The sequence below is a fragment of the Staphylococcus sp. HMSC34G04 genome (assembly GCF_001838765.1).
Lineage (GTDB): Bacteria > Bacillota > Bacilli > Staphylococcales > Staphylococcaceae > Staphylococcus > Staphylococcus epidermidis.
In genome coordinates, this window is sequence record NZ_KV838710.1 from 86,359 (window position 1) to 100,728 (window position 14,370).

Genomic DNA, 14,370 nt, shown 5'->3' on the forward strand with positions numbered 1-14,370 from the left:
AGTTGTCAATATTGCTCACTTTCCTACGCTGGTGCTAACCAACAGGTTCAAGGGTTGAAAGTAGACTTTCTCTCAGCAAATTGAATTGCACCCCTAGTGATACTGGTTAATCTATGTACAGAATAACATAGTTGAATTGAATAAAAAGTAAAATGAATATAGCAAATATTAATCATGGGAGTATGATGCAAAAAATAAGCTAACGTTTCAAACGTTAGCTTACAATATGTTTGATGAACGAAAGTTTAATTAAAATTCTAACTTTACATCATACCAATGAGTTTCATCCATAGTGAACCTAATCCAATCCAAATAATAAAATAGACTATACCAAGTACAATATTCATAGTCCACCAGCGCTTTTGTGTAACATAGCCAGCTGCGTATAATATAGGCGCTGGTCCACTACTATAGTGTGTTGTTGATGCCAGTAAGTTACCAAAGAACCCTAACATTAATGCACTGAATAATGGCGGTGCACCCGAAGCGACTGCAACACCGAGTAACGCAGCGTACATAGCGCTGACATGTGCTGTTGCACTTGCGAATAAATAATGTGAGTAGAAATAAAACAAGATGAGTAAAACTAAAACGATAGGCCAACTAAAGCCATTCAAACCTTGAGCAATGAGTTTGCTTAACCAAGGGATAAAGCCTAACTTGTTTAATTGTTCTGCCATTAATACAAGAACTGAGAACCAAACGAGTGTATTCCATGCGCCTGTTTCATTTAAAATATCTGACCATGCTAATACACCTGTTAATAATAACAATGCTAAAGCAATAAATGCGGTGAGCGTGGCATCAACATTAATGAAGCTTCCTAATACCCACAAAGCCAATGCAATGATAAAGATACCAACCATCACTTTTTCGGCTATAGACATATGTCCCATTTCTTCTAGTTGTTCAGTAGCCCATTTTTTAGCGTTAGGCGTTTCTTTAACAGTTGGTGGGTATAATTTATAAATAATGAAAGGGACAACGATGAGAGAAATTAATCCGGGTATAATAGCAGCAACAAACCAATTCATCCATGTAATTTGAACGTGTGCCGTTTTTTCAGCCAAACTTTGCGCTATTGGGTTACCGGCCATAGCTGTTAAAAACATAGCCGAAGTAATTAAATTACCTTGGAACTCAGTAAAGATTAAAAACGCACCCATTTTTCTCTCAGAGCCATCTTTCGGCGATGAACCAAATGACTCTGACAAAGACTTAATGATTGGAAACATAATACCACCAGCACGTGCTGTATTACTTGGAGTAGCAGGAGCTAAGATAAGATCAACACCAATAAGTGAATAAGCCAAACCAAGCGTTTTCTTTCCAAATAATTTAACGAATTGTAGAGCAATACGTCGACCTAGCCCTGTTTTTACAAATCCTCTTGAAATGAAAAAGGCCATTGCAATAAGCCAAATACTACTATTACCGAAGCCTTGAACGGCAGTTTTTGTATCAACAATTCCAACCAAAATCATGATTGTAAACCCAATGATTGATACGGCACCTATAGTCATAGGTTGAGTAATACAAGCAATGATGGTTGACACAAAAATAGCAAACATATACCAGGCTTGATCATTTAAGGCATCTGGTTTAATAGGTGTCAATGCCCAGATAATTAAACCAACGACAATAGGTAGAATAAACTTACGATATTTAACAGTACTTCCCACGACACCATCTTCCTTTATCTAAAATCTTTTTTACATTTTAATCATAGTCTTATCACACGCTGATGTACAGGTCTTTTTATAATTATACAATCTTTAAACATCATTACTTTTTTAAATCAGTTTAAGAGTTAGATAAACAGTAATTTATAAAGTTTATAGAGTATTAATAATTAATAACATACAATTGTTTGAAAACTCAAAATACTTGAAGTAGAATGGAATTGAAGGGATAAGAAAGCGCTTACAAATGTAATATTTCTTATTCCTCATGCAAATGAAATTGGGATGGCACAACGTACTATTGGTGAAAGGAGGCATTTATTATATGAGTAAATCATATGACTTAATCGTAATAGGAGCTGGACCTGGTGGCTATGTAGCTGCAATACGTGGTGCGCAACTTGGTAAAAATGTTGCAGTCATTGAAAAAAATAATGCTGGGGGCACGTGCTTAAATGTAGGTTGCATCCCCTCTAAAACGTTGTTAGAACACGGCGAGAAAGCGCACAACATACGAGTTGCAAATGATTGGGGTATCACAACGAAAGACTTAAAAATTGATTTTACTCAATTTGTCCAACGTAAAAAGAAAGTTGTACAAACACTTACGGGTGGCGTGAAGCAGTTGTTAAAGAAAAATAAAGTTGCTTATATTGAAGGGGAAGCACGAATTTCTAAAAACTTAAAAGTGGACGTTAACAATGAAACGTATCAAGCGAAAGATATCATTTTAGCAACTGGCAGTCAGCCGTTCATTCCACCAATTGATGGGTTAGATCAAGTCAATTATGAAACAACCGATACATTTTTCGATTTAGAGAAGCTACCAAAACAGTTAGCGGTTATCGGTGGGGGTGTGATTGCAACAGAACTCGCATCCTCAATGGCTGATCTTGGAGTTAGAGTTACGATAATAGAAGTTGCAGATGACATTTTATTAACTGAAATCAACGAAACTAGAGAAATGTTAAAAGCACATTTAGATAATCAAGGTATTAAGATACTGACGAAAGCAAAGATAAAACAAGTTAAGGAATCGAAAATAATATTAGATGGGCAAGATGATGTTAGCTTTGATACCCTTCTTGTTGCAACAGGTAGACAACCGAATACGCAAGTTGCAAAGAATTTAAATTTGGAAATGGATGGTAAATTCTTTAAAGTCAATGAACATTATGAAACGAGTCAAAAACATGTCTATGCTATAGGAGATTTAATTAAAGGATATCAACTTGCACATGCAGCAAGTGCGCATGGCATTCATGTTGTCGAAACAATAATGAACAAACAGCCGTCACTTGTGCGTCAAGAAGATATTACGCGTTGTATATACACAAGACTTGAAGCAGCATCAGTTGGGTTATCAGAAGCGCAAGCTAAAGAGGCTGGTTATGATGTGAAAGTGACTCAATCAGCATTTCAAGGGAATGCAAAGGCGTTAATTAAAGGAGAAAATGAAGGATTTATTAAACTTGTCGTTGATAAAAAGTATGGAGAGGTTCTTGGTGCTTTTATTGTAGGACCACATGCTACAGATATCATTGGAGAACTTTTAAGTGTCAAAGCATCAGAGGGTACGATTCATGAACTTTCTCAAATTATTCAACCACACCCGGCTTTATTAGAAGCAATAGGTGAGAGTGCAGATGCATTTTTTGATTCTGCAATTCATATGTAGTTTTAAACTTTATGACCTATGAAAGATAGGAGGAATTGACAATGAAAATGGAAAAAGAACAAGCACGTTGGATTTATAAAACGATGAACGAAATTCGATTTTTTGAAGAAAAGGTACACAAAATTTTTAGTGATGGTAGAATCCCAGGATTCGTACACTTATATGTAGGTGAAGAAGCCGTTGCAACAGGTGTTATGTCTCAATTAAGTGATGATGACTATATTACAAGTACACACCGTGGTCATGGTCATGCGATTGCAAAAGGATGCGATTTAAATGGTATGATGGCAGAAATTATGGGCAAACGTGACGGATTAGGTCACGGTAAAGGTGGCTCAATGCATGTTGCAGAAATTGACAAAGGAATGCTCGGTGCGAATGGTATTGTCAGTGGTGGTTTTGGGTTAGCAATTGGCGCAAGTATTTCTATCATCAATCAAGGTAAAGATAATGTTGCGGTATGTTTCTTTGGTGATGGTGCTGCAAATGAAGGTAATTTCCATGAAGGTCTTAATTTTGCTTCAATTTTAGATTTACCTGTTCTTTTTATATGTGAAAATAACCAATTTGCTGAAGGAACAACACATGACTACGCAAGTGCTTCTGAAACAATTGCAGAGCGTGCTGCGGCTTATAATATGCCGGGTGTACGTGTTGATGGCATGGATGTTGTGGAAGTATATAAAGCAACACAAGAGGCTGTAGAACGCGCTAAAAAAGGTGAAGGACCAACGTTAATTGAATGTGATACGTATCGTAAATATGGACATTTTGAAGGTGATGAGCAAAAAGTAAAATCACCAGATGATCGTAATGCAGATAAAAATGCGACAGTTGAATTTAGAAAAAGAGCAATTGAAGAAAATTGGCTCACTGAAAAAGAAGCAGATGAAATAGAAAAAGCAGCTGAGCAAGCGGTAGAAGATGCTGTGAAATTTGCTGAAGAAAGCGAATTACCAGATGAGGATTCATTATACAAAGATGTTTTTGCTTAAATCAGAAAGTTGGAATATTTATTAAAAGATATAAGAACAAATGACCTAACCACATAAGGAGGTTTTTACGATGAGTGAAGAACGCAAGTTAACATTTATGGGTGCTATTAATGAAGCCATTGACCAATCTATGGAAAAAGATGAGGATGTCATTTTAATTGGTACTGATGTCTCAGGTGGTGCAAAGGTAGACCACATCAAAGATGATGATACATTCGGTGGTGTATTTGGTGTTACAAAAGGACTCGCAAAAAAATATAGTCGTAAACGTGTAATCGATACACCGATTGCTGAGCACATTACATTGAGCACGGCAGTAGGAGCTGCTGCGACGGGGCTACGTCCAATTGCTGAACTCATGTTCAACGACTTTATCGGATTTGGTTTAGATCCCATTTTAAATCAAGGTGCAAAAATGAGATATATGTTTGGTGGAAAAGCCAAAATCCCACTAGTTGTACGTACTGTTCATGGAGCAGGGGCAAGCGCTGCTGCACAGCACTCTCAGTCTTTATATAATATGTTTGCAGCAATTCCAGGAGTTAAAGTTGTTGTTCCATCTAATCCATATGATGCGAAAGGTCTATTGATGTCAGCTATTCAAGAGGACAATCTTGTTGTCTTTTCAGAAGATAAAACATTATTAGGACAAAAAGGTAATGTTCCTGAAGAACCCTATACTATAGAAATTGGTAAAGCCAATGTGACGCGTGAAGGTGACGATTTAACAATTGTGGCTATTGGCAAAATGGTAGCTGTAGCGGAAGAAACTGCTGAAAAACTTGCAGAAGATCAAGTATCAGTTGAGGTCATCGATTTACGCTCAGTGTCACCATGGGATCAAGAAACAGTTTTAGATTCTGTGAAGAAAACGGGTCGCCTAATTGTTATTGACGAATCTAATCCACAGTGTAACATTGCTGGAGATGTTGCTTCAGTGATTGGAGATGTAGGATTTGATTACTTAGATGGTCCAATTAAGAAAGTGACTGCACCAGACACTCCTGTACCATTTGCAGCGAATTTAGAGGCGGCATATATGCCGAATGCTGATAAGGTATTAAATATTGCATCTGAATTAATTGATGATTTAAAAAAGGCTAACGCATAGGAGGTGTATCACAATGAGTGAAAATATTATTATGCCAAAGCTTGGAATGACAATGAAAGAGGGAACAGTTGAAGAGTGGTTTAAATCAGAGGGTGACACCGTAAAACAAGGAGAGAGTATTGTTACAATAAGCTCTGAAAAATTAACCAACGATGTTGAAGCGCCGGCGAGTGGGACATTGTTAGAAATTAAAGTGCAAGCCGGAGAAGATGCAGAAGTTAAAGCGGTATTAGGTGTAATTGGAGAAGAAGGGGAAGCTATTGATAAAGATGAAGATGATTTAGCATCAGAAAAAGTAAAAGAAGACAACGAGCATGAAAAAGAAACGCAAGAAGTTAAAGATACATCACAACAATCTTCCGATAATGAAGATAATTCGCCTAAAAGCGCATCACGAGAAAGAATCTTTATCTCACCGCTCGCACGTAATATGGCTGAGGATAAAGGATTAGACATTAACAAGATAAAAGGCACGGGCGGTAATCATCGTATTACAAAACTAGATATTCAACGTGTTGAAGCAAATGGATACGACTATGCTAGTGATACGACATCTAATGAAGATACAAGTCGTGTTCCAACACAGACTGTGGATACAAGTGCGATTGGTGAAGGATTGAATCCTATGCGTCAACGTATTGCTCAAAATATGAGACAAAGTCTTAATAATACTGCTCAATTAACATTACATCGTAAGGTTGATGCGGATCGCTTGCTAGATTTCAAAGACAGATTAGCTACGGAACTTAAACAAGCAGATCAAGATGTTAAATTAACTGTTACTGCATTATTAGCTAAAGCAGTAGTCCTTGCACTTAAAGAATATGGAGCAATGAATGCACGTTATGAACAAGGCGAATTAACTGAGTATGAAGATGTCCATTTAGGAATCGCAACGTCTCTAGACGAAGGCCTTATGGTGCCAGTGATTAATCATGCAGATACAAAAAGTATTGGTACTTTAGCCCATGAAATTAAATCATCGGCTGAAGCTATTCGTGAAGGAAACACAGGAGCAGTGCAATTAGAGGGAGCAACATTTACAATCACTAATATGGGTGCTAGTGGTATAGAATACTTTACACCAATTTTAAATTTAGGTGAAACAGGTATTCTAGGCGTTGGTGCTTTAACTAAAGAAGTCGTGCTAGAAGCGGATAACATTAAACAAGTTTCAAAAATTCCTTTAAGTCTGACATTTGATCATCAAATTTTAGATGGTGCAGGTGCGGCCGATTTTCTTAAAGTACTAGCTAAATATATCGAAAACCCTTATTTATTGATGTTATAGGTAGTGACAATGAATGGGCTAACAACATTGAACAATTTTGTTAGCCCGCTTTCATTTAATTTCAAAATAAAGATTGATAGAGCACTGATAAAAATCATTAAGAGATTTTTTACCTATTAATAGATAGTTGTAATATTTAATGAAATATTATATGTTGAATGTAGCAACACATTATTATTTTATATTAGGAGTGTGATACATTATGAAAGGGTTTGCAAAAGCATTTGTCGTAAGTGGTATTACTTTAGGTGCAATTTTAGGTTTAAATGTAACAGAGCATAATGGTGTATCTAATGAAGCAAAGGCACAAACAGCACACAGTTACTGGTATAAATATAATGGTTATACTGCATCGGGTGGCGACTTTGTACTTAGCAATTCATTTTATCAAGGTTTAAAAGCTGGAAACGTTACATTTAATGGTATTAAGGTAAATCAAAAATATGAATCTAAGACTGCTACTAAAAAAATATACGATCAGACATTTCAACAAATTAACGGAAATAAAGCAAACAACGTACAATTTAAAATTGCTTCCAGAACTGTTACTTTAGATCAAATTAAACAAAAGTATGGAAAAAATTATAATTATCAGCCGCCATTATCTAAAAACAAAACAAGTAAGACAGATGGCTTGTACGGTTATCAAGTTGGAAAAGGAAACATCGTTTTTCACGTTAAAGATGGGTATGTTACAAGTGCTACATTGTCATAAATGATTATATATAGCAAATTAAAAAAGAGAATATTATTTTAAAACATAGATAAACGGGAGTGGGACAACGAATTCAATATGAATTCTGTCCCGCTCCCGTTGTGTCATAGTTCAAAAGAATAATAAAGAAAGTGAATAATAGCGCTACTCAATTAAAGCTGCTTTACTGATTTTCTTGTTCATCCTGTTTTTCACGCTCTTCTAATGAAATAGAGTAATCTTTTTCATCATCAATTGATGTCATTTTAAAATGATGGATGGGTTCTCTTTTTAAAGCCCTCATGAGTGAGAATATCATTAGTAATAAAATGATAGAGAATGGTAGACCAGTAATGACTGATGCAGTTTGTAAACTTTTAAGACCACCTGCAATTGTCATAGCAACTGAAATCGCCCCAATAAGTAGACCCCATAAGACTTTATGTTTTAAAGATGGATTGATAGCACCACCTGTAGCCATACCTGCAACAATATGCGTAGTTGAATCAGCACTTGTTACAATAAAGATGAAAATAAGTACAATGGCTAAGGAACTAGTGACTTCCGACAATGGAAAATGTGATAATAATTCAAACAAGGCAACAGTATAATCTTTATCGACAATATGAACAAGCTTGTCGTTATGATTTAAAGCAAGCTTAATAGCTGTACCGCCAAAACCTGCAATCCATGTAAACGAAATTAGAGGAGGGATAATGAGTACACCTACGACAAATTCTCTAATTGTACGTCCTCGAGATACTCTTGCTACAAAGCCACCAATAAAAGGTGACCACGAAATTACCCAAGCCCAATAGAAAACAGTCCACTGTTGAATCCAACTATCATCTCCTGAGTATGGATTTACGCGTAAACTATATTCTATAAAATGCTGCAAATAATCAGAAATTGCTAGTGTGTATGATTCAAGAATAAACTTCAAATCACCGAAAACCAAAATAAATATGAGTAAAACCGCGCCTAATATGATATTAAAATTGCTTAACCATTTTACACCGTGATTTAAGCCAGTTAATGAAGAGCCTAAAAATATGGCTACCATCAAAATAGTAATTAAGATTTTAGTGGAATTATTATTAGGAACATCAAAAAGATGGTTTAATCCACCACCAATTTGCATAATCCCCAGACCAATGGATGTAGCAATTCCCATTACGGTTGCAATAATTGCTAATATATCAATAATATTCCTGAATGGACGTTTATAAGCTTCACCAAAAACGGGCTCCATAGCTGTTGAAATAAGCCCGTTACGTTGTTTTCTAAATTGAAAGTATGCAACGATTAATCCTGAAATTGCAAAAATTGACCATTGTGAAATCCCCCAATGGAAAAATGTATATCCCATCGCGACACGTGCTGATTCTTCAGAGTGATCTGCAATTTTTCCTGGGAAGGGTGAATGGAGATAATGCGTTAAAGGTTCGGCAACACCCCAAAAGACTATACCAACGCCAAGGCCTGCTGAAAATAACATGCCAATCCAAGATAGCATGGAAAATTCTGGTTCTTCTTCATCCGAACCAAGTTTAAAGCGCCCATATCTAGAAAAAGCTAAGAATATTAAAAATACATCCAAAACAAAGACAATGATAAGGAATAGCCAACCAAACCAATTTGTAATCCAATCGTAAATGCTTTGCGCATACATCCCAAATGCTTTAGGAAAGATACCCGCAATAAGTGTAATAACAACAATAATTAAAACAGAGATAGTATAAACAAGCGTATTGTTTATTTTTCGTTTGTTTTTCATTTTAATATTTTTATTCATCCCTTTTTAACTTGCAAAGTATTTGTTTAAAGTATACAGATAATTGGAAATATTTTCAAAAATACTTTTTGTATTTAAAATGATTTGATAAAAAAGAGATTTTGATTTAGAGAAGTCTGTTGTATATGATAAAAGTATGATATTAGAGAGATGGGTGACAAAATGTATAAATATTTAAAAAGAAATCGATTCTCAACGCAGACTTCAATTATAAAAAATGATGCTCAGCAACCTGTTGGTATGATATCGAAAGTGTATAAAAATTTTATTCAAAAATGTATTGGTTATTTGACCTTAGGTTTAAAATTAAATCAATATGAGATATGTGATGTGAATAATAATAGTGTAGCTTATATTAAGGTATCGCGATATATGGAGAAAAAACATTTTAAAGTAGAATATCGTGATTCAAAAGGTAGGCAGTGTGAAGCGTTATTTGATAAGCAAAGTAATGGTTATGAGGAGACGTATGGAATATTAAAAATTGACGGTATAATATTAAATATTCATGCTAATGAGAAACATCATACTACTATCAAAGATATAAAGCGAGATACACAAATTGCGAGTTGGAAACAAATTGGTGATTATGCTTATGCAGAAGGGAATGATAGGGTGTTTAAAGAACATCAATTACTCTATATTCTTATCATGCACGCTTTTGCTAATACATATGTGAGCAAACGTCAAACGAGCTTGATGTTCCCAGGGCCACCTGTTTAAAGTACATACAGAATGATTAGTGAACTAAGAGACTATTGGATTTCTCCTAATGCAATCTTGTTATCTTCAACGAAGTCGATAGCTTTGATTGCTTCAGTTAATCCTTTTACGATATCTTCAACGGACAATGAAGGTTGTTGAGAATGATTAATTGTTTGCTCAGGAATCAAAGGCACGTGTATAAATCCAAATAATAAGTCAGGGTAAAAATGGTCTGCCATATATCCAAGTTGATATAAGATATGATTACATACAAATGTTCCAGCGGAATTAGATAGTCTGCTAGGGAGACCAGCCTTTTGAATTGCCATTGTCATTCTTTTGATAGGTAAATTAGAAAAATAAGCGGGTGCGCCATCGTGACGTATAACTTGATCAATAGGTTGGTGTCCTTGATTATCTTTAATACGTGCGTCATCTATATTTATACCTACACGCTCAGGAGTGATTTCACTACGACCACCTGCTTGTCCGATAGCTAGAGCAACATCATAATTTTTAGATTTTAACACTTTAGCAATCACATTCGCAGAGTCATGAAATACTGTAGGAAGTATCAATCGATCAATTTTATGACAACCAATTTTAGTTTCCAGATGGCTAACAGCCTCAAGTGCAGAATTAATTTTTTCATCTCCAAATGGTTCAAATGCTGTGACTAATATTTCCATGCAGACACTCCTTAAGCAGACTTATTATGTTATTTATTTTAACACTATCAGTGACATAAATGATATCAATATTTGCCATTTTACGTATTCTTTATGTCAAAAAACAGGGTTAAAAGTTATTATAGATATTTAAATCATATGAAATACGCCTTTATATGTGAAATGTTAAACTCACAATAAAGGCGTGTTTGAATTATGCATGTGTGTGTTCAGGCACATCTTTGAAATTGTTTAAACGACGTTGCCATTCTTCATTGCTAATATGATGACGGGCAACGTAGCGATTGCGCTCATGTTTTGCGCAATCATACGAACATGCACCTAAATATTTTTCTTCATTTTCTTCAGAAACAAGAATTTGTTTATTACATTCAGGGTTTGCACAATTAATATAACGTTCACAAGGTGTACCATCAAAATGCTCTTTGCCGATGACTGTTTTATCAATTTGATTCACATCGACACTTATACGTTCATCAAATACATACATCTTACCATCCCAATATTGCCCTTTAGTTTCAGGGTCTTTACCGTATGTAGCAATACCACCATGCAACTGACCTACGTTTTCAAATCCTTCTTTTACTAACCAACCAGAAAATTTTTCACAACGAATGCCACCTGTACAATATGTGACAATATTTTTTCCGTCGAGTTGTTCTTTATTATTACGCACCCATTCAGGTAAGTCACGGAATCGTGTTATATCAGGACGAATAGCTCCGCGAAAATGTCCTAAATCGTATTCATAATCATTTCGAGCATCTAATATAACAGTATTTTCATCTTCTAGTGCGGCTTTAAATTCTTTAGGAGAATAGTATTTACCGGTAATTTCACGTGGATTAATATCTTCTTCTAAGTCGAGTGCAACAATTTCACGTCTTGGACGCACGTGCATCTTTTTAAACGCATGACTTTCAGCTTCATCAATTTTAAAAGTTAAATCAGCAAAACGACTATCTGCATGCATATGGTCTATATATTTATCAGTATCTTCTTTAGTTCCAGATAATGTTCCATTAATGCCTTCCGTTGAAACTAGTATTCTTCCTTTTAAATGATGTTCCTTACAAAATTTCAAATGTTCGGCTGCAAAAGTTTCAGGGTCATCTATAGTTACATATTTATAATAAAGTAGTACTCTATAATCCATAAATCTGTGCTCCTCTTTAGTCAATTTTAGTTAATTTAAAAGTATTTGAAGTTATATAAAAAAATTGATAGTGATTGAAGTTTAAAAATTAGACATTTTAATATTGTATCAAAATGAGAATTACTTTCAATAAGGTAGCCTATAAATCCGTCATTTGACCGATATAAGATGTGATTGTTTTCATATATGAATAAAAGTGTAGTTGTGTAGCTATAATGACATTTAATATAAATTTTTATAAAATGAGAATAAAGTCACTGAATAAAGAGAGGGATTCAATCGATGGCAAATCAAAAATTACCAACATTAAAATATACTGGTAAATCAAAAAGTGCAGTGCCAATTGTGTCAGAAAGTGAATTACAAACGGTAACAGCAGAGCCGTGGGTGAAAATTTCAGATAAAGGGTTACAACTAGAAGGACTTAATTTTAATCGCGAAGGTCAGTTATTCTTATTAGACGTGTTTGAAGGGAATATTTTTAAAGTTAATCCTGCGACCAAGGAGGTTACAACAGAATTTCAGTCTGTTAAAGATAATCCGGCAGCGATTAAAGTACATAAAGATGGCCGTTTATTTATCTGTTATCTAGGTGATTTTAAGACAACTGGAGGCATATTTGCGACAACAGAAAATGGTGAACAAATAGAAGAAATTATTTCTGATTTAAATACAGAATATTGTATTGATGACATGGTTTTTGACAGTAAAGGCGGATTTTATTTCACTGATTTTAGAGGGTATTCTACACAACCTTTGGGCGGTGTTTACTATGTAGATCCAGACTTTAAGAAGGTTACGCCAATTATTCAAAATATTTCTGTGGCGAATGGTATTGCTTTAAGTACGGATGAAAAAGTACTATGGGTAACCGAAACTACAACTAATCGACTTCACCGAATCACATTAGAGGATGATGGTGTGACTATTGCACCATTTGGAGCAACAGTACCATATTATTTTACAGGTCATGAAGGACCGGATTCTTGTTGTATTGATAGTGATGATAATTTATATGTGGCTATGTATGGACAAGGACGTGTATTAGTTTTCAATAAGAGAGGTTATCCTATAGGTCAAATTTTAATGCCGGGACGTGATGATGGGAAGATGTTACGTACAACACATCCACAATTCATACCTGGTACAAATCAACTTATAATTTGTACTAATGATATTGAAAACCATTCAGAAGGTGGGGCTATGCTTTATACAGTTAATGGCTTTGCTAAAGGATATGAGAGTTATCAATTTCAATAAATTCTTAAAAAAGCGTATGGAATAAGTTGTTTTGTATAAATAAAGGAAGTAGCACAAAAGTCGAATAAAACTTTATGTTCTTCACTCGCATAGCTCAATTTGAAAATTTGATACAACTCATTGTATTTTCTATTAATAAAACGATTGTCCATAAATAAATATGCCTGAGACATTGAATGTGTCCCAGGCATTTATTATATGTGTTGTTGTAATTTACTGTTAAAGATAAAAAGTTTAAGAAATTTTTCTATAACAAATCGTTTAATTCTCGATACTAAATTCTGCTGATGCTTCAAATTTCACGTTTTTACCTAACATCACGCCACCAGTTTCTAAAGCTTGGTTGAAATTAATACCATATTTTTCGCGGTTAATTGTTCCACTAACGATAAAACCAGTGACTTGTTGTCCATTCATTGGATTCTTACTTACACCATTAAATTCAACATCAAATGTCTCTTCATGAGTTTCACCTTTAATTGTCAAATCTCCAACTACTTGATCTTCGTTGATTTCTTTAGTTACAAATGTCATTTTATCGTTGTCTTCTGTACCGAAGAAATCGTTTGATCTTAAATGATTGTCTCTGTCTTCATTTTGAGTGTCAATTGAACTTGGAATAATAGTAGCTGTTGCTTTTAGTGAAGTTAAATCATTAATATCTCCATCTAATTGAACATCAAATTGTTTAAATGTTCCTTTTACTTGAGACACCATAAGATGTTTAATTTTAAACTGAATATCACTGTGAACTTGATCAAAGTTAAATTTTGTCATTATTATAACCCCTTCTCTCTTTATTACAATAGTTATGTTTCTTGTATTTATATTCTAGATACAGTAAGATGACTTATCAATTTTTTTGCTCTTATTAAATTTACGGATTTTTAACCCCTTTTTTAGTGTGTTTATAATACTAGATTTGTTAAAAAGAAATGAAGTATACATAAAAGAATGATGATATTTTGCAATCAACAGTAAATTTATCCTCCAGAAAAAATGTTGTAAAATTTTATTTTAAAATAAAAAAGAACATGTGATTGTTAATTTGAGGTTGCTCATAGAGAGAATTATTGAAGTATAAACTAAGAATATTTCATTTAATACTGAAGTAAGATAACGTATATGTCAAAAAATAATTAAACACATATATTTTCATTTGACATTGCAATTAGAAGAAAGTAACATAACATTAAATCGTAATATTTACGATTTAAGAATGATATAGAGATGATGGTTGGATGAATATAAGATGGACACATCCGTCCCTGTCTATTTTATTTGAAGTGCAAACAAAGTGAAAATTCTTCAATA

The 14,370-nt window shown here is 34.3% G+C and carries 12 protein-coding genes and 1 riboswitch; of the genes, 7 read left to right on the top strand and 5 right to left on the bottom strand.

Annotated elements, in window-relative coordinates:
• Positions 1–3: 3 nt before the first annotated feature.
• A riboswitch (TPP riboswitch) is annotated at positions 4–105 on the bottom strand.
• A gap of 158 nt (positions 106–263) precedes the next feature.
• On the bottom strand, positions 264–1,682 hold the full coding sequence (locus HMPREF3241_RS03075; protein WP_070853441.1) for an anion permease: 1,419 nt from the start codon (positions 1,680–1,682) through the stop codon (positions 264–266).
• Between the two features lie 325 nt (positions 1,683–2,007).
• Between HMPREF3241_RS03075 and lpdA the strand changes: the two genes are divergently transcribed.
• From lpdA to HMPREF3241_RS03100, 5 genes are all read left to right on the top strand, one after another.
• Positions 2,008–3,360, top strand: a complete 1,353-nt coding sequence (lpdA, locus tag HMPREF3241_RS03080; protein ID WP_070853442.1) for a dihydrolipoyl dehydrogenase — start codon at positions 2,008–2,010, stop codon at positions 3,358–3,360.
• A gap of 41 nt (positions 3,361–3,401) precedes the next feature.
• Positions 3,402–4,355, top strand: coding sequence for a thiamine pyrophosphate-dependent dehydrogenase E1 component subunit alpha (locus HMPREF3241_RS03085; RefSeq protein WP_002446898.1), 954 nt, complete (start codon positions 3,402–3,404; stop codon positions 4,353–4,355).
• A gap of 70 nt (positions 4,356–4,425) precedes the next feature.
• A complete protein-coding gene (locus tag HMPREF3241_RS03090) occupies positions 4,426–5,466 on the top strand; it encodes an alpha-ketoacid dehydrogenase subunit beta (protein WP_002475401.1) in 1,041 nt (346 codons plus the stop codon).
• Between the two features lie 13 nt (positions 5,467–5,479).
• Complete coding sequence (locus tag HMPREF3241_RS03095) at positions 5,480–6,757, top strand: dihydrolipoamide acetyltransferase family protein (protein ID WP_002446900.1); 1,278 nt, start codon at positions 5,480–5,482, stop codon at positions 6,755–6,757.
• A gap of 202 nt (positions 6,758–6,959) precedes the next feature.
• Positions 6,960–7,472, top strand: coding sequence for an immunodominant staphylococcal antigen IsaB family protein (locus HMPREF3241_RS03100; protein ID WP_002446901.1), 513 nt, complete (start codon positions 6,960–6,962; stop codon positions 7,470–7,472).
• A 163-nt stretch (positions 7,473–7,635) separates the two neighbouring features.
• Here HMPREF3241_RS03100 and HMPREF3241_RS03105 read toward each other — a convergent pair whose 3' ends face one another.
• Positions 7,636–9,228: a BCCT family transporter gene (locus HMPREF3241_RS03105; protein WP_002499737.1), complete on the bottom strand. Its 1,593-nt coding sequence runs from the start codon at positions 9,226–9,228 to the stop codon at positions 7,636–7,638.
• A 180-nt stretch (positions 9,229–9,408) separates the two neighbouring features.
• On the opposite strand from HMPREF3241_RS03105, the gene HMPREF3241_RS03110 reads away from it, so the two are divergent.
• A complete protein-coding gene (locus HMPREF3241_RS03110; protein ID WP_002499736.1) occupies positions 9,409–9,969 on the top strand; it encodes a tubby C-terminal domain-like protein in 561 nt (186 codons plus the stop codon).
• Positions 9,970–10,001: 32 nt separating this feature from the next.
• On the opposite strand, the gene pcp is transcribed toward HMPREF3241_RS03110, so the two are convergent.
• Positions 10,002–10,640 (bottom strand): pyroglutamyl-peptidase I, encoded by a 639-nt coding sequence (gene pcp, locus HMPREF3241_RS03115; protein WP_002446904.1) that lies wholly within the window; start codon positions 10,638–10,640, stop codon positions 10,002–10,004.
• Positions 10,641–10,833: 193 nt separating this feature from the next.
• A complete protein-coding gene (locus HMPREF3241_RS03120; RefSeq protein ID WP_002446905.1) occupies positions 10,834–11,796 on the bottom strand; it encodes an oxygen-dependent tRNA uridine(34) hydroxylase TrhO in 963 nt (320 codons plus the stop codon).
• Positions 11,797–12,078: 282 nt separating this feature from the next.
• On the opposite strand from HMPREF3241_RS03120, the gene HMPREF3241_RS03125 reads away from it, so the two are divergent.
• Positions 12,079–13,056, top strand: a complete 978-nt coding sequence (locus HMPREF3241_RS03125) for an SMP-30/gluconolactonase/LRE family protein (protein WP_070846503.1) — start codon at positions 12,079–12,081, stop codon at positions 13,054–13,056.
• 261 nt (positions 13,057–13,317) lie between these two features.
• Here HMPREF3241_RS03125 and HMPREF3241_RS03130 read toward each other — a convergent pair whose 3' ends face one another.
• Positions 13,318–13,833: a YceI family protein gene (locus HMPREF3241_RS03130; RefSeq protein ID WP_002446907.1), complete on the bottom strand. Its 516-nt coding sequence runs from the start codon at positions 13,831–13,833 to the stop codon at positions 13,318–13,320.
• Positions 13,834–14,370: the final 537 nt, after the last annotated feature.